This is a genomic window from Streptomyces sp. WAC 04229, from assembly GCF_003947455.1.
In the GTDB taxonomy this organism is placed as follows: domain Bacteria; phylum Actinomycetota; class Actinomycetes; order Streptomycetales; family Streptomycetaceae; genus Streptomyces.
Window position 1 is genome coordinate 53270 of the sequence record NZ_QHJH01000002.1, and the last position, 19270, is coordinate 72539.

At 72.8% G+C, this 19270-nt stretch carries 17 protein-coding genes and 1 pseudogene; 9 read left to right on the forward strand and 9 right to left on the reverse strand.

Annotation, left to right across the window (positions count from 1 at the left end):
- Positions 1-412: 412 nt before the first annotated feature.
- The gene (locus DMH12_RS00770; RefSeq protein ID WP_125489544.1) at positions 413-871 is read right to left on the reverse strand and encodes a carboxymuconolactone decarboxylase family protein; all 459 of its coding nucleotides are present in this window, start codon (positions 869-871) and stop codon (positions 413-415) included.
- 87 nt (positions 872-958) lie between these two features.
- Here DMH12_RS00770 and DMH12_RS00775 point away from each other — a divergent pair, with 87 nt between their 5' ends.
- The 3 genes and pseudogenes from DMH12_RS00775 to DMH12_RS00785 all read left to right on the forward strand — a co-directional run bounded on the left by DMH12_RS00775 (position 959) and on the right by DMH12_RS00785 (position 4702).
- Positions 959-1834, forward strand: a complete 876-nt coding sequence (locus DMH12_RS00775; protein WP_125489545.1) for a sigma-70 family RNA polymerase sigma factor — start codon at positions 959-961, stop codon at positions 1832-1834.
- 177 nt (positions 1835-2011) lie between these two features.
- A pseudogene (locus DMH12_RS00780) lies at positions 2012-3817 on the forward strand (glycoside hydrolase family 15 protein); the annotation flags it as partial.
- Positions 3818-3940: 123 nt separating this feature from the next.
- Positions 3941-4702, forward strand: a complete 762-nt coding sequence (locus tag DMH12_RS00785; RefSeq protein ID WP_125489547.1) for an isocitrate lyase/phosphoenolpyruvate mutase family protein — start codon at positions 3941-3943, stop codon at positions 4700-4702.
- Between the two features lie 85 nt (positions 4703-4787).
- On the opposite strand, the gene DMH12_RS00790 is transcribed toward DMH12_RS00785, so the two are convergent.
- The 4 genes from DMH12_RS00790 to DMH12_RS00805 form a co-directional block, all read right to left on the reverse strand.
- A complete protein-coding gene (locus DMH12_RS00790) occupies positions 4788-5117 on the reverse strand; it encodes a putative quinol monooxygenase (RefSeq protein WP_125489548.1) in 330 nt (109 codons plus the stop codon).
- Positions 5118-5199: 82 nt separating this feature from the next.
- Positions 5200-6711 carry a tripartite tricarboxylate transporter permease gene (locus DMH12_RS00795; RefSeq protein ID WP_125489549.1) on the reverse strand — a complete coding sequence of 504 codons (1512 nt, stop codon included), beginning with the start codon at positions 6709-6711 and terminating at the stop codon, positions 5200-5202.
- A gap of 1 nt (position 6712) precedes the next feature.
- A complete protein-coding gene (locus DMH12_RS00800) occupies positions 6713-7267 on the reverse strand; it encodes a tripartite tricarboxylate transporter TctB family protein (RefSeq protein WP_125489550.1) in 555 nt (184 codons plus the stop codon).
- On the reverse strand, positions 7264-8250 hold the full coding sequence (locus tag DMH12_RS00805; RefSeq protein WP_185832080.1) for a tripartite tricarboxylate transporter substrate binding protein: 987 nt from the start codon (positions 8248-8250) through the stop codon (positions 7264-7266). Before DMH12_RS00805 ends, DMH12_RS00800 begins: the two co-directional genes overlap by 4 nt.
- 243 nt (positions 8251-8493) lie before the next feature.
- Between DMH12_RS00805 and DMH12_RS00810 the strand changes: the two genes are divergently transcribed.
- On the forward strand, positions 8494-10140 hold the full coding sequence (locus DMH12_RS00810; RefSeq protein ID WP_125489552.1) for an ATP-binding protein: 1647 nt from the start codon (positions 8494-8496) through the stop codon (positions 10138-10140).
- Positions 10137-10922, forward strand: coding sequence for a response regulator (locus DMH12_RS00815; protein WP_125489553.1), 786 nt, complete (start codon positions 10137-10139; stop codon positions 10920-10922). The genes DMH12_RS00810 and DMH12_RS00815 overlap by 4 nt, the downstream gene beginning before the upstream one ends.
- Here the strand turns inward: DMH12_RS00815 and DMH12_RS00820 are convergent.
- Positions 10885-11475: a TetR/AcrR family transcriptional regulator gene (locus DMH12_RS00820; protein WP_122620795.1), complete on the reverse strand. Its 591-nt coding sequence runs from the start codon at positions 11473-11475 to the stop codon at positions 10885-10887. The two genes, DMH12_RS00815 and DMH12_RS00820, sit on opposite strands and share 38 nt — an antisense overlap.
- Positions 11476-11710: 235 nt before the next feature.
- Between DMH12_RS00820 and DMH12_RS00825 the strand changes: the two genes are divergently transcribed.
- The 4 genes from DMH12_RS00825 to DMH12_RS00840 are packed head-to-tail and all read left to right on the forward strand — an operon-like array spanning position 11711 to position 16584.
- Positions 11711-12304: a 2Fe-2S iron-sulfur cluster-binding protein gene (locus DMH12_RS00825; RefSeq protein ID WP_125489554.1), complete on the forward strand. Its 594-nt coding sequence runs from the start codon at positions 11711-11713 to the stop codon at positions 12302-12304.
- A complete protein-coding gene (locus tag DMH12_RS00830; RefSeq protein ID WP_125489555.1) occupies positions 12301-13293 on the forward strand; it encodes a xanthine dehydrogenase family protein subunit M in 993 nt (330 codons plus the stop codon). Before DMH12_RS00825 ends, DMH12_RS00830 begins: the two co-directional genes overlap by 4 nt.
- Positions 13290-15461: a xanthine dehydrogenase family protein molybdopterin-binding subunit gene (locus tag DMH12_RS00835; RefSeq protein WP_125489556.1), complete on the forward strand. Its 2172-nt coding sequence runs from the start codon at positions 13290-13292 to the stop codon at positions 15459-15461. The genes DMH12_RS00830 and DMH12_RS00835 overlap by 4 nt, the downstream gene beginning before the upstream one ends.
- Positions 15454-16584 carry an XdhC/CoxI family protein gene (locus DMH12_RS00840; protein ID WP_125489557.1) on the forward strand — a complete coding sequence of 377 codons (1131 nt, stop codon included), beginning with the start codon at positions 15454-15456 and terminating at the stop codon, positions 16582-16584. The genes DMH12_RS00835 and DMH12_RS00840 overlap by 8 nt, the downstream gene beginning before the upstream one ends.
- 55 nt (positions 16585-16639) lie before the next feature.
- Here the strand turns inward: DMH12_RS00840 and DMH12_RS00845 are convergent, their stop codons facing one another.
- From DMH12_RS00845 to DMH12_RS00855, 3 genes are read right to left on the reverse strand one after another with little or no spacing between them, the layout of a single operon-like run.
- Positions 16640-17434: a polysaccharide deacetylase family protein gene (locus DMH12_RS00845; protein WP_125489558.1), complete on the reverse strand. Its 795-nt coding sequence runs from the start codon at positions 17432-17434 to the stop codon at positions 16640-16642.
- Positions 17435-17464: 30 nt separating this feature from the next.
- A complete protein-coding gene (locus DMH12_RS00850) occupies positions 17465-18385 on the reverse strand; it encodes a DMT family transporter (protein ID WP_125489559.1) in 921 nt (306 codons plus the stop codon).
- Positions 18386-18401: 16 nt separating this feature from the next.
- Entirely contained in the window at positions 18402-19256 is an 855-nt protein-coding gene (locus tag DMH12_RS00855) for an SDR family oxidoreductase (RefSeq protein ID WP_185832081.1), read from the reverse strand.
- Between the last annotated feature and the right edge of the window lie 14 nt (positions 19257-19270).

Here is a 19270-nt window from a genome sequence, read left to right on the forward strand (position 1 = left end):
GCCGCGGTGGGGGACGCACGACGTGGGAGTGTCCGCCGGCGGCACCTGGGTGCGGCGCCGGCCTGGGGTGCTGCTTCCTAACGGTCGTTTCGTGCGCACAGGTGTCTCCCGAAGCTGTGAGGGGTTCAGGCATGCATGCCCGTCAGATGGCATGTGTGGGGAGTACTGGCGCGCGCCGTCGCGCCGATGTGCGGCCGTCGGCAGGTCATGACATGGCCGCAACAAAGAAGCTAGCGGTCATCGGGTGACTGCGTAAGACCTTCAGCGCGAAACACGGCTACTTTTCCCTTGATCGGGACAAAGGGGGTCCTTGAGGGCGTTCGGGTGCCGTGCTGCCTCATCTCGTCCCGCGCCCGGCTGAGGGGCAGGTCCTTCAGCGCCGTACCGGTCCGCGGTACGGCGGACGCCGGGCTCAGCCCCAGGTCTGGCCGGCCGGTTCCTTGATGGTGCGGTTGATCCTGTTGAAGAAGTTCGTCAGCGCGATCTCCAGGTTGATCGCGCCGATCTGTTCCTCGGTGAAGTGGGCGCCGGCCTCTTCCCAGATCGCGTCGGTGACTCCCTCCGCGCCGTCCTGCAACCGGGTGGCGGCCTCGGCCAGCGCCAGTGCCGCACGCTCCGCGTCGGTGTAGAACGGCGCCTCCCGCCACGCCACCACGTTGTGCAGCCGCTCGTCGCTTTCACCGGTCTTCTTCCCGCCGGCGACACTGGCGAAGACGCACGCCGAGCAGCTGTTGATCTGGCTGACGCGCAGGTGGACCAGCGTGAGCAGCTTCGGGTCGACACCCCCGGCCGCGATCGCCTTGTGCAGGTGCCCGATCGCCTTCCACACGTCGGGGTTGTCGCCGTTCTTGTTCTTCAGTCGGTTCTGCATGGCAGGGTGCTCTCCTTGGTCGGGGTTACCTTGCGGGGCTGGTGCCCGTCACCCCTATGACGGAGCAGCTACCAGGGAGGTAACACCATGTCCGGCGCCCATCCCGCCGATCCGATCGCCGAGGCCTTCGAGACGCACCGAGCCCGGCTCACGGCCGTCGCCTACCGCGTACTCGGCTCGCACGCCGACGCGGACGACGCGGTCCAGGAGGCGTGGCTGCGGCTGTCCCGCCAGGACGCCGACGGCATCGACAATCTCGGCGGCTGGCTGACCACCGTGGTCGGCCGCATCAGCCTCGATCTCCTCCGCTCCGGCCGCACTCGTCCGACGGTGCCCCTCGACGACCGGCTGCCCGAACTCACCGTGACGCTCGACGACGGTTCGACTCCGGAAGAGCTCGTGGCACTGGGCGACTCGGTGGGCCTGGCGCTGCTGACGGTCCTGGACTCGCTGCGTCCCGACGAGCGCCTCGCGTTCGTGCTGCACGACGTGTTCGCCGTACCCCACGGGGAGATCGGCACCATCCTCGGCAGGTCGACCGACGCGACCAAGATGCTCACCAGTCGCGCCCGCCGCAAGGTGCGCGCCGCCCGGCAGTCGGCGAGCGACCGGCAGCGGCGGCGCGAGGTGGTCGGGGCGTTCTTGGCCGCGGCCCGCGAGGGCAGGTTCGAGCGGCTGCTGGAACTTCTCCATCCCGAGGTGGAGTTCACCGTGCACGCCCCGGGCGGACGGTTCGTCACGATCGGAGCCACCGAGGTCGCAGGCCGTGCCCGCGTGGCAGGCGGCGCGGCACACGGGCGTCCCGTGACCGTCGACGGGCGCCCCGGCGTCATCGCCTGGAACGAGGACGGCATCCCGCTGTCGCTGCTCACGTTCACCGTCGCCGACGGCCGCATCACCGAGATCACCGCCGTCGTCGACCCGGCCGAACTCGCGCTGATGGACTTGCCGGACCTGGTGTGACCGTCCGGTCACCGGCAATGGCCCGACGCGCTTCTGATGACGGTGCGCACTGGCGGCGACACGAAGTGTCGCCGGTGGGCCGGACTGTTCGACCGCGACCTGATCGGCATCTCACGTTCTAGTATGAAATAAGCTGTAAACGGCTTTAACAGCACTTTCCTCCGGCAGAGGAGGGCTTTCACCGTGTCTGCCAGGTATCTGCCCGTCTCGGAACACGGGCTGATCGGGGACCTGCGCAGTGCTGCTCTCGTGGGGACGAACGGCACGATCGACTGGTACTGCTGCTCCCGATTCGACGCTCCCAGTGTGTTCGCCTCGATCCTCGACGCCGAGAAGGGAGGGAGCTTCGAGCTCGCGCCGGACGTGCCGGCCCGCACGAAGCAGTTCTACTTCCCCGACACCAACGTGCTCATCACCCGTTTCTTCGCCAACGACGGTGTGGCCGAGATCCAGGACTTCATGCCGATCGTCGACAATTCCCGTGAGGCCGACCGGCATCGGCTGATCCGCAGAGTGGTCTGCGTCCGCGGATCACTGCCCTTCCGGGCGGGCGTCTCACCACGGTTCGGGTACGCGACCGAGCCGCACACCATCCGCACCGAGCACGGCTGTCCGGTCTTCGAGTCGGCCTCGCTCTCCCTCGCGCTGACCTCCAGCGTCCCGGTGGAGCACGACGGCCGTGACGTGTGGTCGCTGTTCAAGCTCCACGAGGGCGAGAGCGCCGTCTTCGCACTCGACCGTGTCGGGGAGAGCGTCGCCCCCCGGGTCTGCGCCGTGGCCGAGGCGGAGGAACTGTTCCAGGCCACCGTCCGGTACTGGCGGGGGTGGCTGTCCACGTCGCGCTACCGCGGCCGCTGGCGCGAGATGGTGCACCGCTCCGCACTGACGCTCAAGCTGCTCACCTACGTCCCGACCGGCGCCATGGTGGCGGCACCCACGACGAGCCTGCCCGAGCAGATCGGCGGCGAACGGAACTGGGACTACCGGTACGTCTGGATCCGCGACGCGGCCTTCTGCGTCTACGCGCTCCTGCGGCTCGGTTTCACCGAGGAGGCGCAGGCTTTCATGCGCTTCCTGACCGAGTACGCCCACCCCTCCGACTCCGGAAACGGACCTTTGCAGATCATGTACGGCGTCGACGGTCGCCGGGACCTGGCCGAGCGTGAGCTGCCCGGTCTCGAGGGCTACCGGGGCTCTTCCCCCGTCCGCGTGGGCAACAAGGCGGTCGGCCAGCTGCAGCTGGACATATACGGAGCCCTCGTCGACTCGATCTACCTCTACGACAAGTGGGGAGAGCCGATATCCAGCGCCCACTGGGACACGGTCTGCGGCCTGGTCGACTGGGTCTGCGACAACTGGGACCGGCCGGACGAGGGCATCTGGGAGACCCGCGGCGGACGCAAGAGCTACCTCTACTCCCGACTGATGTGCTGGGTGGCGATCGAGCGGGCGATGCGCCTGGCCCGGCGCCGCGGGCTGCCGGCCGACGACGCGCGCTGGAGCGGCACGCGCGACGCCGTCTACCGCCAGATCATGGACCGCGGCTGGTCGGCCGAACGGAAGGCGTTCCTCCAGCATTACGGCGACAGCGTCCTCGACGCCTCCGTGCTGATGATGCCGCTGGCCAAGTTCATCTCCCCCACGGATCCGAAGTGGCTGTCGACGCTGGACACACTGGGGGAGGAGCTGGTCGCGGACTCCCTGGTCTACCGGTATGACGCGCAGGCCAGTCCGGACGGGGTGCGGGGCGAGGAGGGAACGTTCTCGATCTGCTCCTTCTGGTACGTCGAGGCACTGAGCCGCGCCGGACGCCTGGAGGAGGCGCAGCTGGCGTTCGAGAAGATGCTCACGTACGCGAACCATCTCGGGCTGTACGCGGAGGAAATCGGCCACACTGGTGAGCAGAGCGGCAACTTCCCGCAGGCGTTCACCCATCTCGGCCTGATCAGCGCGGCCTTCAACCTCGACCGGGCGCTGGGCTGAACGGCGCGGCATCGGCGAAGGGACGCCGACGCGTCCGACAACCGCGCACGGCAGGAGTTCGACACCCGGCATACCGCGGATCCCTCGTCCCGCGATCACGTGATCCGGGGTAGCGTCCTCGGCATGGACTTTCGTACCACTGTTGAGCGGGCTCAACTCCTCAGGCAACTGCACGCCCAGCACCAGCCGTTGGTGCTGCCCACCGTCTGGGACGTGTGGTCCGCGCGGACGGCGGCCGGCGCGGGGTTCCCCGCGCTGACGATCGGCAGCCATCCGCTCGCCGACTCCCGGGGAGCCGAGGACCGGGAGGGGCAGACGTTCGAGGAGGTGCTCGCCGCGGTCAGGCCCGTCATCGCGGCGGTCGACGTCCCCGTGTCCGTGGACCTGGAGGCCGGGTACGGACAGGAGCCCGCGGATCTCATCGCCGGGCTCACCGAGGCCGGCGGCGTCGGTCTCAACCTCGAGGACACCGTCCACTCGGAGGGCGGACGCGTGCGCAGTACACAGGAGCACGCGAGCTACATCGCCGGCCTGCGGAAGGCGGCCGACGACGCGGGGATCCCGGTCTGGGTCAACGGGCGCACCGACCTCTTCCTGCACGCGGAGGACGCGTCCGGCGTCCTCGACGAGGCGATCGAGCGGCTGCGGGCCCTGGAGCAGGCCGGCGCCGACAGTGTCTACCCGGTGCGTATCCAGGACGACGACGACCTGCTCGCGGCTGTGGTCGGCGCAGTCTCCATCCCCGTGAACTCCACGGCCCACCCGGTCAAGCACGACCTCGAGCGCTTCCGCCGCCTCGGCGTCGGCCGGATCACGTACGGCCCGCTGCTGCAGTTCGCGATGACGGACGCGATGAAGGACATGCTCGGGCCGTGGACGCCCTGACAGGCTGATCGAGCGACGGGCGCCCCCTGGGGAAGGGCGCCCCGAGCTCCGGCGGAGGCCGTCCCGACCGGACGACCGAAGACCGTCAGCCGCGATCGACCGCCATCTCACCCAGAAGCGACCAGTCGTCCTGGTCGAGCGACGCGTTCACGATGCGCGGTGTCCGGGCGAGGTAGCGCGGCAGCTGCTCCTGCGCGGCGCGGAAGTGTGCCGACTGGACGTGCGCGGCGCCCGCCTCGTCGTCGCGGAACGCCTCGACCAGGACGTATTCCGCGGGGTCCTCGACGCTGCGGGACCAGTCGAACCAGAGACAGCCGGGTTCCGCCCGGGTGGCCCGGGTGAAGTCGCCGGAGATCTCCGGCCACCGGTCCGCGTGCTCCGGAAGGACCTGGAACTTCGCGGTGATGAAAATCATGGGGCTCTCCCTCTGTCGTGCGGATGCGGGTCCTGCCGGACGGAGCAGGACCCGTCTCCGATCACGGTACGAGGATCCGGGGTCAGGCGTCGGCCCGCGTCCGTCCCCGGCCCGCCAGCCGCGCCAGCGGTCGCCTCAGCAGCGGCCAGGCCAGCAGCAGCACGATCACCGCGTACACCGTCACCGCGAACGGTGTGTCGACCAGGCCCGTCACGCTGCCGTCGCTGATCTGCAGGGCGCGGCGCAGCTGCTGCTCGGCGTTCGGGCCGAGGATGACGCCGATCACCGCGGGCAGGACGGGCAGGCCGTAGCGCCGCATGCCGAACCCCACCAGGCCGATGATCAGCAGGATCACCAGGTCGACGACCTCGCCGCCGACGGCGTACGCGCCGACCGCCGCGAAGAACATGATCCCCGCGTACAGGTACGGCCGCGGGATCCGCAGCAGCTTGGCCCACACGGGTGCCAGCGGCAGGTTGAGCGCGAGCAGCAGCACCATGCCGACGAAGAGGGACGCGATGAGGCCCCAGACCAGCTCGGGTTCGCGCTCGAAGAGGAGCGGGCCGGGCTGGATGCCGTACTGCTGGAAGGCGGCCAGCATGACCGCCGCGACCGCCGTCGTCGGCAGGCCCAGGGTCAGCATGGACACCAGCGTGCCCGCCGCCGAGGCCGACGCCGCGGACTCCGGTCCCGCCACGCCCTCGATGGCGCCCTTGCCCCACTCGTCCTTGTGCTTGGACAGGCGCTTCTCCGTGACGTAGGAGAGGAAGGTGGGTATCTCCGCACCGCCCGCCGGGATCGCGCCGAACGGGAAGCCGATGAAGGGGCCGCGCAGCCACGACTTCCAGGTGCGGCGGACGTCGCCGCGGCCCAGCCAGGGGCGGCCCACCGGGATCGGCTCGGCAGCGCCGCGCCGCAGGTGCGCCGCCACCCACAGGGCCTCGCCGATCGCGAACAGACCGACCGCGACGATCACCACGTCGACGCCGTCGGCGAGTTGCAGCGAACCGAAGGTCAGCCGCTGCTGCCCCGTCATCTGGTCCAGGCCCACCAGGCCGATGGTCAGGCCGATCAGCAGCGAGGCCAGACCTCTGACACGCGAGGAACCCAGCACCGACGTCACGGCGATGAACGCCAGCACCATGATGGCGAAGTAGTCCGGCGCACCGATGTCCACCGCCAGGTCGGCGACCGTCGGCGCCAGCGCCACCAGCAGGATCGTGCCGATCATGCCGCCCGCGAAGTGGCCGATGGCGGCGGCCGCCAGTGCCTGCGCACCGCGCCCCGCCTTGGCCATGGGGTTGCCCTCCATGGCCGCCACCACCGCGGCGCTCTCGCCGGGGGTGTTCAGCAGGATGGAGGTGGTCGAACCGCCGAACATCGCGCCGTAGTAGATGCCGGCGAACATGATGAACGCCGCGACCGGGTCGAGGCCGTACGTCACCGGCAGCAGCAGCGCAACCGCCATCGCCGGGCCGATGCCGGGCAGGACGCCGATCGCCGTGCCGAGCAGCACACCCAGGGCGGCCCACAGGAGGTTGAGCGGGGACAGGGCCGTGCCGAACCCGTCCATGAGGGAGTTGAGGGCGTTCATGTCAGAGCACTCCCATCAGCGGACCGCCGGGCAGCGGCACACCGAGCAGCTTGTCGAAGACGACATAGGTGAGCAGGGACAGCGCCGCGGCGATCAGCGGGTCGCGGTCCACGCGCCGGCTGCCCAGGGCGAAGGCGGCGCCCCAGAAGAGCAGGGCCCCGGCGACCGGGAAGCCGGCCGGCTCGATGAGCGCCGCGGCGCCCAGGAAGATCCCGGAGAGCAGCAGCACCGTGCGCCAGTCCGCCGGTTCGGACAGGTCGATGTCCTCGCCGCCCTCGGCCTCGCCCCGCCCGCCGCGCAGGACGTCCACGGCGAGCAGCGCGGCGATCACCAGCAGGCCGATGCCGACCACGATCGGCACGGTCTTCGGGCCGACCGGACCGCGCTGGGTGATGTCGACGTCCATGGTGAGCGCGTCGGTCAGGACGAGGACGCCCAGCGCCAGCAGCATGGCGCACACGCCGAGTTCGGAGTGGTCCCGCAGCCAGGAGCGGCGCTCGGGCGCCGGGGCGCCGGCCGCCTCCGGGGCGGGGGTGGCGTCGGTCGGAGTCGTCACAGTCCCAGCTCCTTCAGCACCGACACCACACGCTTGTCCTGGGCTTCCAGGAAGGTGCCGAACTTCTCACCGGTGAGGAACGCGTCGTCCCAGCCGTTCTTGTCCATCGACTCGCGCCACTCGGGCGAGTCGTGCAACTCCTCGACCAGGCGCGTCAGTTTGTTCCGCTCCGCCTCCGAGAGGCCGGGCGGGGCGACGATGCCGCGCCAGTTGGTGAAGTCCACGTCGTAGCCGGACTCCTTCAGCGTCGGCGCGTCCTCGAGGTCGTCCACCCGCTCGGGGCCGGTCACCGCGAGCACCCTCAGCTCGCCCGCCTTGATCTGGTCCAGGTACTCGCCGACGCCGGAGACGCCGAAGCCGACCTTGTTGCCGAGGATCGAGGCGAGCAGCTCGCCGCCGCCGTCGAAGGGGATGTAGTTGACCGACTTCGGGGCGATCCCGGCGGCCTGCGCCATCAGCATCGGCGCGAGGTGGTCGGGCCCGCCGGGCGACGAGCCACCGCCCACGGGGATCTTGCCCGGGTCCTTCTTCCAGGCGTCGATCAGCTCGCCGATCGTCCGGTACGGCGAGTCCTTGGCGACCACGACGACGTCCTGCTCCTCGGTGAGCCGCGCGATCGGCGTGGTGTCGGCGAGGGTCTTGGGCGCGTGGTTGGAGCGGGCGGCGCCGACGACGCCGAGGCCCATGGACATCGCGAGCTTGCCGTTGCCGTGTTCGCTCACCAGCCGGCTCAGACCCACGGTGCCGCCCGCGCCGGGCAGATTGAACACCTCGATGTTGTGCGTGAGCCCGGCGTCCTCGGCGTTCTTCGCGGCCGTGCGGGCGGTGATGTCGTAACCGCCGCCGGGCGTGTTGGGAACCATGAAGCGCAGGCCGGGAATCTGCGTGCCGGAGTCGGAGTCGCCGCCGGAGGAGAGCAGCGGCGGTCCCGCGAGCACGAGCACGGCGGCCCCGAGCAGGGCAAGGGGGGTGCGCAGGCGCACGTATGACACCACCTGTCGGTTGGGTAGATCGGTACGGGGAGCCCTGTGGGGAAGGGTGACGTGGGCCACATGGTGCCCGCGCTCCGGCGGCGTGTCTTCCTTGCGGAACCAAGGGAGGTTGTGGTCATTGCGGTCGCCGCTTCATTGCGAAGACGGCACATCTCTTTCCTTCGCCGCAGGTGGGCGCCATGATGGCGACCCGGCACACCCGCCCGCCCCCAGTCAGCCGAGATCGAGTCCGCCGTGGCACCCACCTTCCGCCGTCAGACCCTCGCGGGCGAGATGCTGGTCCTCCAGCTCGCCATCGTCGTGGTGGTCCTGTGCGCGGTCGCCGCCGTCTCGCTCGCCCAGTCCCGCGCCACCTTCAACCGCGTCGAGGGCCGCCGGGTCACCGCGCTGGCCGAACAGCTGGCCGCCACGCCGCTGGTCCGCAGCCAGCTGCTGCGCCCCGTGCCGCAGGAGGCCCTCGCCCCGCTGGTCAACTCCACGCAGACCCAGTCCGGCGTCACCTCCGTCACGATCGCCGACGCCGACGGCGGCGTCGTCAGCTCCACCGACCCCACGCTGATCGGCGGCCGGCTGCCGCGCGTGGCGGGCTCCGCCGCGGGGCGCGGCTGGTCGGGGCCCCTGACCCTGCGGGGCAGCCGTGAACTCGTCGCCCAGGTCCCGGTGCTCGGCGCCACCCGGGACACCCTGGGCCGGCATCTGGGCACGGTGATGGTCGGCGAGGCCGACCCGACGGTGTGGCAGCGGCTGAGCGGCGCCTCCTCCTACCTCCTCGCCTACCTCGGCATCGCCAGCGGCCTCGGCGTGGCCGGCTCCTGGCTGCTGGCCCGGCGCGTCAAACGGCAGACGCTCGGCCTGGAGCCGCGCGAGATCGCGGGGCTCGCCGAGCACCGGGAAGCCATGCTGTACGGCATCGCCGAGGGCGTCGTCGCCCTCGATCCACAGCACCGGCTCACCCTGGTCAACGAGATGGGCCGGCGCCTGCTCGACCTTCCCGCCGACTGCGTCGGCCAGAGCCTGGACGGCCTCGGCATCGAGGGGCGGCTGCGCGACGTACTGGCCGGGACCGCGCCGGACGCCGCCGAGCCCCGCGACGAGGTCGTCGTCCGCAACGGGCGGGTCCTGGTCATGAACCGCATGACCGTCACCAAGGACGGCCGCCCGCTGGGCTCGGTCACCACCCTGCGCGACCGCACCGAACTGGCCCGCCTGGAGCGGGAGATCGGCTCCTTCCGCAGCACCTCCGAGCTGCTGCGCGCCCAGGCCCACGAGTTCGCCAACCAGTTGCACACCATCTCCGGGCTCATCCAGATCGGTGAGCAGGACGAGGTGGTGCGCTACATCCGCGCGCTCAACCAGCGCCGCCAGTCCCTGGACGTCACGCTCAGCCGCCGGGTCCGCGACACCGCCGTCGCCGCGCTGATCACGGCCAAGTCCTCGCTCGCCGCCGAGCGCAGGGTCGCGCTGCGGGTCTCGGACCGCACGGCACTGGACCGGCTCGTCCCGCAGGACGCCGCCGACGTGGCGACCGTCCTCGGCAACCTCGTCGACAACGCAGTGGACGCCGCCGCGGCGGCGGGCGAGGACCACGACGCCTGGGTCGAGGTCGAGCTGCGGCAGGACGCCGCCAGCGTCGAGATAGTGGTCCGCGACTCGGGGCCCGGCGTGGCTCCCGAACTGGCCCGCGAGGTCTTCTCCCACGGCTTCACCACCAAGGCCGCCCGGCAGGGCGAGCGCGGCATCGGCCTGGCGCTGACCCGGCTCGTCTGCGAACGTCACGGCGGTGAGATCTCGGTGACCAACACCCCCGAGGGGGCCATGTTCACCGCACGCATGACCGTCAGCCACCTCACCGACGCGGTGGCGGAAGGAGCAACCTCATGACGGGTACGAGCGGCACGCCCCACGCCGCCGGTACGGCGGGGGCGCCGGCGGCCCACGGCCACGACGGCGCGATCGGCGTGCTCGTGGTCGACGACGACTTCATGGTGGCCCGCGTCCACCGCGCCTTCGTCGAACGCGTCGAACCCTTCCGGGTCGTCGGCGTCGCCGGCACCGGCGAGGAGGCGCTCGCCGCCGTCGCCGAACTCCGCCCCGACCTCGTCCTGCTCGACCTCTACCTGCCGGACGTCTTCGGCCTGGACGTCATCCCGAGGCTGCGCGCGGCCGGACACGACTGCGACGTCATGGTCATCAGCGCGGCCCGGGAGGCGGACGCGGTGCGCGGCGCGGTCCGCCACGGCGTGGTCGACTACCTGCTCAAGCCGTTCGAGTTCGAGGACCTGCGGGTCCGGCTGGAGCGCTACGCCGTCCAGCGCGGGCGGCTGCTCGGCACGGTGGTGCGCAGCCAGGCCGACGTCGACCGCGTCCTGGCGGGCGCGGTACCCACCGCCGCGGCACCGGCGCTGCCCAAGGGCATGAGCGTGGAGACCGCCGAGCTGGTCGAACGCACCCTCCGGGAGGCCGACGGCACGCTCTCCGCGAGCGAGTGCGCGGCACTGACCGGTATCTCCCGGGTCAGTGCCCGCCGCTACCTCGAGCACTTCCACACCGTCGGCACCGCGGAGGTCTCGCTGCGCTACGGCGTGGCGGGCCGCCCGGAGCGCCGCTACCGCTTCCGGGGCCCGGTCACCGGCCTGGCGCTCCCGCCCGCAGCCCGTCCATGACGAGGTCGAGGAGACGGGTGACCCTCGGTTGCCAGTCCTCGCTGGCGTCGACCTGCCAGAGGCCGCCGATGGCCAGGAAGAAGTCGTCCGCCGACACGCCGGGGCGGATGGTGCCGGCCTCCTCGTTCGCGCGGAGCAGCAGCTCGGTCGCCTCCGTGACCGGGGCGGGCTCCGGTTTCGCCGGGCTCCCCGGTGCGCTGGTGACCAGCCGGATCGCGTCCGCCAGGCCGACCTTGGTCAGGGCGAACCGGGCGAGCCGGTCCATCCACTCGCGCAGCGCCCGGTCGGGTTCCCGCGTGGCCAGCAACTCCCTCGCGGCCTCCGCCACCTGCTGCATCTCGTAGCGGTAGACCTCCAGGACCAGCGCCTCGCGATGCGGGAAGTTGCGGTAGAACGTGCCCTGCCCGACGCCCGCCTTCTTGGCGATCATGCTGAGCGGGGCGTTCGCGCAGCGCGTCAGCTCCTCCGTGGCGACGCGCAGGATGCGCTCGCGGTTGCGCTGCGCGTCGGAGCGCAGGGGCGCGTCCGTCCTGTCCTTCTTCGGCGGCGGCACTCCTCCTCCTTCCGGGTTCGTGGCCGAATCCCGTTCTTGCTAACCGGACAACTGTCCGTTACGTTTGCGTTCTCAGTGAGCGGACAGCTGTCCGGTTGTGAGTCCACTCTAACGGCGATCGGGGCCGGCGAGACCAGCCGGAGGCCCCCGGCCACGGATGATCTTCCCGCCCGCAGCCCGTTTCCAGTCGTCGGACACCCAAGAAGCTGTCACCAGAGACCAGAGAAGGCTGATCATGGCCCCAGCACCCTCCTCTACGACCAGCGCCGTAGCCCTGAACATCAACGGCGAGAAGCACCAGCTGACCGTCGACCACCGCACCACCCTGCTCGACGCCCTGCGCGAGCGGCTCGATCTCACCGGCACCAAGAAGGGCTGTGACCAGGGGCAGTGCGGAGCCTGCACCGTCCTGGTCGACGGGCGCCGCGCCGTCTCCTGCCTGAATCTCGCCGTCGCCGCCGAGGGACGCGAGATCACCACCATCGAAGGCATGGCCGAGGGCGACCGGCTGCACCCGGTGCAGCAGGCCTTCCTCGACCTCGACGGCTACCAGTGCGGCTACTGCACCCCAGGCCAGATCTGCTCGGCGATCGCCGTCATCGAGGAGCACGCCGCGGGCTGGCCCAGCGCCGCCACCGACGACGTACGCCCCGAGGCCGGGCCACCACCCCTGACGCCGGACGAGATCCGCGAACGCATGAGCGGCAACCTGTGCCGCTGCGGCGCCTACGTCTCCATAGTCCAGGCCGTCACCCGCGCCGCCGAGGCCCACGAGGCCGCGGTCCGCGACGACGACCACGCCCCGACCGCAGAGGAGGCGGCGGCATGAGGGAGTTCGGATACCAGCGTGCCGACGACGTCTCCGGCGCGGTGGCGCTGCTCGCCGCCGACCCGGACGCCCGCTTCCTCGGCGGCGGCACCAACCTCGTCGACCTGATGAAGACCGGCGTCGAACGCCCCGCCCGCCTCGTCGACGTCCGCGGACTCCCGCTGGACGGCATCGAACCGACCGCTGACGGCGGCCTGCGCATCGGCGCCACCGTCACCAACAGCGACCTCGCCGCCCACTCCGAGGTGCGCCGCCGCTACCCCGCGCTGGCCCAGGCGGTCCTGGCCGGCGCCTCCGGCCAGCTGCGCAACATGGCCACCGTCGGCGGCAACCTGCTCCAGCGCACCCGCTGCGGCTACTTCGCCGACCCGAGCCGGCCCTGCAACAAGCGCGCCCCCGGCAGCGGTTGCCCCGCCGTCACGGGCGAGCACCACAACCACGCGATCCTCGGCGCCTCCGACCACTGCGTGGCCACCAACCCGTCCGACATGGGTGTGGCACTCGCGGCCTTCGACGCCGTCGTCGGCTACGAGACCCTCGACGGCCCCGGCGAGCTGCCGCTCGCCGACTTCTACCTCCCCGTCGGCGACACCCCCGACCGCGAGACCGCCCTGCCGCCCGGGGCGCTGATCACCGGCATCACCCTGCCGCCCGCCCCGGTCGCCGCCCGCTCCCGCTACCGCAAGGTGCGCGAGCGCGCCTCGTACGCCTTCGCGATCGGCTCCGTCGCCGCCGCGCTCGACATCGAGGACGGCGTCGTGCGCGAGGCGCGGCTGGCCCTCGGCGCGGTGGCCTCGCGGCCCTGGCGGGCCCACGCGGCCGAGGCCGTGCTGACCGGCGCACCCGCCGACGGCGACACCTTCGCCGCCGCCGCCGACGCCGAACTCGCGGCCGCCAGGCCGCTGCCCGACAACGGATACAAGGTGACCCTCATGCGCAACCTCGTGGTGGCCGTGCTCACCGAACTCACCGAGGAGGCCGCCCGATGACCACCGCCACGACCGGCGGCCGTACGACGGTCAAGGGCGTCGTCGGCACCTCGCAGACCCGCGTCGAGGGCCGCGAGAAGGTCACCGGAGCGGCCCGCTACGCCGGTGAGATCCCCTTCGCCGACCTCGCGCACGGCTGGCTGGTGCTGTCCACCGTCACCCGTGGCCGCATCCGTGCGGTCGAGACCGAACCCGTCCTCGCCATGCCCGGCGTCCTCGCCGTCCTGCACCACGGCAACGCGCCGCGCCTCGAAACCGACTACGTCGGCCTGCTCGGCATCCCGCCGGACCCGACCGCCGCCGTCTTCCAGAGCGACCGGGTGCCGCACCTCGGCTGGCCGGTCGCCCTCGTCGTCGCCGAGAACTCCGAGCAGGCCCGCGAGGCCGCCGAGGCCCTGGTCGTCGCCTACGACGAGGAACCCCACGACACCCTGCTCACCGGCGCCCACCCCGAGGCGTACCCGGCCGCCGGGGTGATGCCCGCCGAGACCGTGAAGGGCGACCTCGACGCGGGACTCGACGCGTCGCCCGTCGTGGTGGACGAGGAGTACACCACCCCCGAAGAGCACCACAGCATGATGGAGCCGCACGCCGCCACGGCCCTGTGGGACGGCGGACGGCTGGAGGTCGTCGACTCCAACCAGGGAACCACCTGGATCCAGGGTGAACTGGCCAAGATGTTCTCGCTGGACGAGTCCGCGGTGCGGGTGCGCTCCGAGCACATCGGCGGCGGCTTCGGCAGCAAGGGCCTGCGCGCCCACCAGGTGTCCGCCGTGATGGCCGCGACCGTCCTGCAGCGCCCGGTGCGCGTCGTCATGACCCGGCGCCAGATGTTCACCCTGGCCGGCTACCGCAGCCCCACCGCCCAGCGGGTCAGGCTCGGCGCCGACGCCGACGGGCGGCTGCGGGCCCTGGACCACCGCTCGGTGAGCCAGACGTCGACCGTCTACGAGTTCGTCGAGCCCAGCGCGGGCGTGGCCCGGGTCATGTACGACGCCGAGGCGCACCGCACGGCCAACGAGGTGGTCCGCCTCGACGTGCCGTCCCCGACGTTCATGCGCGCGCCGGGCGAGGCGCCGGGCTCCTTCGCCATCGAGTCGGCGCTCGACGAACTCGCCGAGCGCTGCGGCGTCGACCCGGTCGAACTGCGCCTGCGCAACGAGCCGGAGACCGGCCCGGTCTCCGGACTGCCGTTCGGCAGCCGCAACCTGGAGGCCTGCTTCCGCGAGGGCGCCCGCCGCTTCGGCTGGGCCGAGCGGGACCCGCGCCCCGGCGTGCGCCGCGACGGGCGCTGGCTGCTGGGCACGGGCACGGCCGCGGCCTCCTTCGGCGCGGGCGCGGCACCCTCCACGGCGCTCCTCACCGCCGAGGCCGACGGCGGCTTCACGGTGCGGATCTCCGCCGCCGACATCGGCACCGGCGCCCGTACCGCGCTCACGATGATCGCCGCCGACGCGCTGGAGGTGGCACCCGACCGGGTCCGCGTCCGGATCGGCGACAGCGACTTCGGACCCGCCATGATCGCGGGCGGTTCGATGGGCACCCGTTCCTGGGCCTGGGCGGTCACGGAGGCGGCCCGCGAACTGCGCGAGCGGCTGGCGCTGGGCACCACCGTGCCGCCCGAGGGCATCACCGTACGGTCCGACACCACCGCCGCCCTGGGCAGCCTCGCCCAGAAGGAACGGCACTCCTACGGTGCCCAGTTCGCCGAGGTCGCCGTGGACACCGCCACCGGCGAGGTGCGGGTGCGCCGCATGCTCGGCGTCTTCGCGGCGGGCCGGATCGTCAACCCGCTCACCGCCCGCAACCAGCTGGTCGGCGGCATGATCTGGGGCGTCTCCATGGCCCTGCACGAGGAGGCGGTACGGGACCGCGCGAGCGGTGGCCTCTACGCCCCCGACCTCGCCGGCTACCACGTCGCCACGCACGCCGACATCGGCGACATCGACGCGGACTGGGTGGACGACGTCGACCCGGAGGACCCGGTGGGCATCAAGGGCGTCGGTGAGATCGGCATCGTGGGCGCGGCGGCGGCCGTCGCCAACGCGGTGTGGCACGCGACCGGAGTCCGCCACCGCGATCTGCCGATCCGGCCCGACCGCGTCCTGTCGGCGGCGACCGCGGGCGGGGGATCGGCGGGCACGAACGGGGGAGCGGCGGATGCTTGACATCGCCGCCGAACTGAACCGCTGGCTCGACGAGGGCCGGGAGTTCGCCGTCGCCACGGTGGTCTCCGTGGGCGGCAGCGCACCGCGGGGTCCCGGTGCCGCCCTCGCCGTCGACAGCGAGGGCACGGCGATCGGCTCGGTCTCCGGCGGCTGCGTGGAGGGGGCGGTGTACGAGCTGTGCTCCGACGCCCTGCGCAGCGGCGAGACGGTGCGCGAGCGGTTCGGCTACAGCGACGAGGACGCCTTCGCGGTCGGGCTGACCTGCGGAGGGGTCATCGACATGGTGATCACCCCGGTCGGTGCGGACGCGCCGGCGCGGGAGCTGTTCCGGGCGGCGCTTGCGAGCGCCGCCCGGGGCGGGACCGCCGCCCTCGCCCGGGTCGTCCAGGGCCCGTCCGACCTCCTGGGCCGGGCCCTGCTCGTCCGCGCCGACGGCACGTACGAGGGCGGTCTGGGCGGCCACCCGGATCTGGACCGCACGGCGGCGGCCGAGGCCCGTGCCCTGCTGGACAACGGCCGCACCGGCACGGTGGGCCTGTCGGAGGACGGCTCGCACTGCCCCGGTGGGCTCACCCTGCTCGTCGAGTCCAGTGTGCCGCCGCCCCGCATGATCGTCTTCGGGGCGATCGACTTCGCCGCGGCGCTCGTGCGGGCGGGGAAGTTCCTCGGCTACCACGTCACCGTCTGCGACGCCCGGCCCGTCTTCGCCACGCCGGCGCGTTTCCCCGCGGCAGACGAGGTCGTGGTCGACTGGCCGCACCGCTACCTGCGGGGCACCTCCACCGACGCGCGGACCGTGCTGTGCGTGCTCACCCACGACGCCAAGTTCGACGTGCCCCTGCTGACGGAGGCACTGCGGATGCCGGTCGCGTTCGTCGGCGCCATGGGCTCGCGCCGCACCCACCGGGACCGGGACCGGCGCCTGCGCGAGGCCGGCCTGACCGAGCACGAGCTGTCCCGGCTCCGCTCACCGATCGGCCTGGACCTCGGCGCACGCACACCCGAGGAGACCGCGCTGTCCATCGCGGCGGAGATCGTCGCCGCCCGGCGCGGCGGTACGGGCGAACCCCTGACGGGCGGGGCGACCCCGATCCACCGGGACCTGACGGAGACGGCCGCCTGAGCCGAGCGGGCCGTCGCGCATGCCGGCCGGTGCCCCGAGCGGTGACGTACCGACGTCATGGCACGGGCACCGGCACCGGCCCGCGCCGTCCGGCCCCGGTGCCGGTGGCGGCGTCCGCACCGGGGATCCCGTGCTCGCCCAGCGGCCCCACCTCCAGCCCCGTCGCGCGGCAGTCCCGCACGAGGTCGGGCAGGGCGCCGAGCGCGGCCCGCCAGCTGCCCGGGGCGGAGGCGTGGTCGGTGTCGTGGAGGAGGATCGTGCCGCCCCCGCCCAGGTCCGCCGCGACGGTCGCCCGCACCGACGCGGGTGTGGCGTCCGGCCGCCAGTCCTTGCCCCAGGCGGTCCACAGCACCGGCCGCAGCCCGGCCCCGCGGGCGGCGGCCCAGCGCCCCGAGCTGAGGATGCCGTACGGCGGGCGGTACCAGAACGGCGCCCGACCCGCGGCCTCGCCCACCACATGGGCGGCCCGCAGCAGCTCGCGCGCGTCCCGCCCCGGCGACGGCAGCCAGGGACCGTCGTGAGCCCAGCCGTGGACCGCGAGTTCGTGCCCTCGCCGGGCCAGCTCCCGGGCCGTCGCCGGGTGGCGTGCGACGTTCTCGCCGAGCAGGAAGAACGTGGCGCGCACCCCGAGTCCGTCCAGTACGTCGAGGAAGCGCGGCGTGGTCACCGGGTCGGGGCCGTCGTCGAAGGTGAGGGCGACGTGACCGGGGCGGCCCCACCCCGCCAGGCCCGGGAACCGGCACCGGCGCAGCTCCGGCAGCCAGGTCACGGCCGGACCGATGTGGGCCAGCGCGACGAGAGCGGGTGCGACGGCGCAGACCGCCCGTCCGGCATGGAACCCCTGACGCATCCCTGGTGCCTCCCGTCCGCTCGCCCCGACTCATGCCCCCCGGCGTCCCCCGTGCCGCCGCCCGGGTCCGTCCCGCGCGGCCGGCGCCGTGTCCCACGCCCCGTGGACCGACGGCGCCCGCGCCAGTCCGACACTGCCGAGGCCGATCAGCGCCACGCCGATCAGCTCGGGCAGCACCCGCACGCCGAGCACGATCTCCTCACCGAACAGACCCCATCCGAGGGCGACGCTGGTGAGCGCGTCACCGAGGGTCAGGGCCGGTTGCGACGCGGCCAGCGTCCCCGCCCGCAGGGCGCTCTGCAACAGCAGGAAGCTGACCACACCGACCGCCGCGGTGGCGTACGGCGGCCACTGGGACAGCACCGCGCCCACTCCCTGGGGCAGCCGCCCCGTGACCTCCTTCAGCAGCGCCGCAGTACCGCCGAACCCCACCGCGGCCGCCGATCCGAACAGCGCGGCGCGCGGCGCGCCCCGCACCAGGCTGCCGGCCGAGGCGAGCGCCGTCACCAGGACGAAGAGGGTGAGCCCCGCCCAGCCCCACCGGCCCTCGACGGCGGTGTCCTCACCGGCCGAGGGAGCCGCCGCGCCCAGGAACAGCGCGAGCCCCACGGCCAGGGCCACGAAGGCCACCCAGGTCCGCGCATCGGGACGCCGGTGGAAGACCACGCTGCCGACCATCAGGGTGAACAGCAGCTCGCTGGCCATCAGCGGCTGGACGACGGCCAGACTGCCCACCGCCAGCGCGGCCGCCTGCAGGACCGTCGTCACCGCCAGCAGCGCAGCGCCCGCCACCCAGTACCGGTCGCGCACCAGCCGCAGCAGTGAGCGCACCATCGTGTGCCTGGCGCCCGCCCGCTCCTCGTCCTGTGCCGCGGCCCGCCGCTGCAACACCGACGCCGCAGCGTTGGCCAGCGCCGCGAACAGGGCGAGGACGACGGTGAGGACACTCACCGCCGCGCGTTCCCGCTCATCCGAACCGCGCCGCCAGACGCCGGTACAGCCCCGGAGCGGCGCCCCGCACCCGGCACGGCAGCCGCAGCCAGGCGGGCACGTACACCTCGTCCCGGCCCCGCCGCACCGCGTCGCGCACCGCGTCGGCCACCCGCTCGGGGGGCACGGGGCGCGGCCTGGAGCGCCGGTAGGGAGCCCCGCGCCGCTCGAAGAACGGCGTGTCCACGACCCCGGGCACCACATGGGTGACGCCCACGCCGGTGCCCCGCAACTCGTAGCGCAGCGCGTCGGCGAAGGCGCCGATCGCGGCCTTGGCGGCGGAGTACACGGCCTCGTCGCGGACCGCCACACTGCCGGCCAGCGAGCCGATGAGCACCACCCGGCCCGAGCCCGCGGCCACCATCCCCGGCAGCACCAGCCGCACCAGCCGCAGCGTGGCCAGCACGTTGACGTCGAGCACGTCGTCGACCGTGTGCGGGGGCATGTCCAGGAACTCTCCGGCCCAGCCCACCCCGGCACCCGCCACCAGCAGGTCCACGTGACCCACCGTGGCCAGGGCGAAGTCGGTCAGCTGCCGGTCGGCCCCGGGCAGGGTGAGGTCCGCGGCGAATGCGGTGGCCGACGCGTCGTCGGCGACCTCCCGCAGCCGCACCGGGTCACGCCCGGTGAGTACCAGCCGCCAGCCGTCCTCGCCCGCCAGCCCGCGGGCCACGGCCGCGCCGATGCCGGAGGAGGCCCCCGTCACCAGCGCCGTCCGGGTCCGCGTGTCCGGGACGCCCGCGGGCTGCCGCCGGGTGCTCGCACGGTCCGCGTCGGCGGCGACGGCCCGCGGTCCGGGAGCGGACCGAGGACGGGAGAACGCATGGACCATGGGGACCACCTTGG

Coding starts and splice junctions, on each gene's coding strand:
- DMH12_RS00835 (WP_125489556.1), top strand. CDS start 13,290: ATGACCACCGCCACGACCGGCGGCCGTACGACGGTCAAGGGCGTCGTC.
- DMH12_RS00790 (WP_125489548.1), bottom strand. CDS start 5,117: ATGATTTTCATCACCGCGAAGTTCCAGGTCCTTCCGGAGCACGCGGAC.
- DMH12_RS00825 (WP_125489554.1), top strand. CDS start 11,711: ATGGCCCCAGCACCCTCCTCTACGACCAGCGCCGTAGCCCTGAACATC.
- DMH12_RS00855 (WP_185832081.1), bottom strand. CDS start 19,256: ATGGTCCATGCGTTCTCCCGTCCTCGGTCCGCTCCCGGACCGCGGGCC.
- DMH12_RS00830 (WP_125489555.1), top strand. CDS start 12,301: ATGAGGGAGTTCGGATACCAGCGTGCCGACGACGTCTCCGGCGCGGTG.
- DMH12_RS00775 (WP_125489545.1), top strand. CDS start 959: ATGTCCGGCGCCCATCCCGCCGATCCGATCGCCGAGGCCTTCGAGACG.
- DMH12_RS00840 (WP_125489557.1), top strand. CDS start 15,454: ATGCTTGACATCGCCGCCGAACTGAACCGCTGGCTCGACGAGGGCCGG.
- DMH12_RS00815 (WP_125489553.1), top strand. CDS start 10,137: ATGACGGGTACGAGCGGCACGCCCCACGCCGCCGGTACGGCGGGGGCG.
- DMH12_RS00845 (WP_125489558.1), bottom strand. CDS start 17,434: ATGCGTCAGGGGTTCCATGCCGGACGGGCGGTCTGCGCCGTCGCACCC.
- DMH12_RS00770 (WP_125489544.1), bottom strand. CDS start 871: ATGCAGAACCGACTGAAGAACAAGAACGGCGACAACCCCGACGTGTGG.
- DMH12_RS00785 (WP_125489547.1), top strand. CDS start 3,941: ATGGACTTTCGTACCACTGTTGAGCGGGCTCAACTCCTCAGGCAACTG.
- DMH12_RS00795 (WP_125489549.1), bottom strand. CDS start 6,711: ATGAACGCCCTCAACTCCCTCATGGACGGGTTCGGCACGGCCCTGTCC.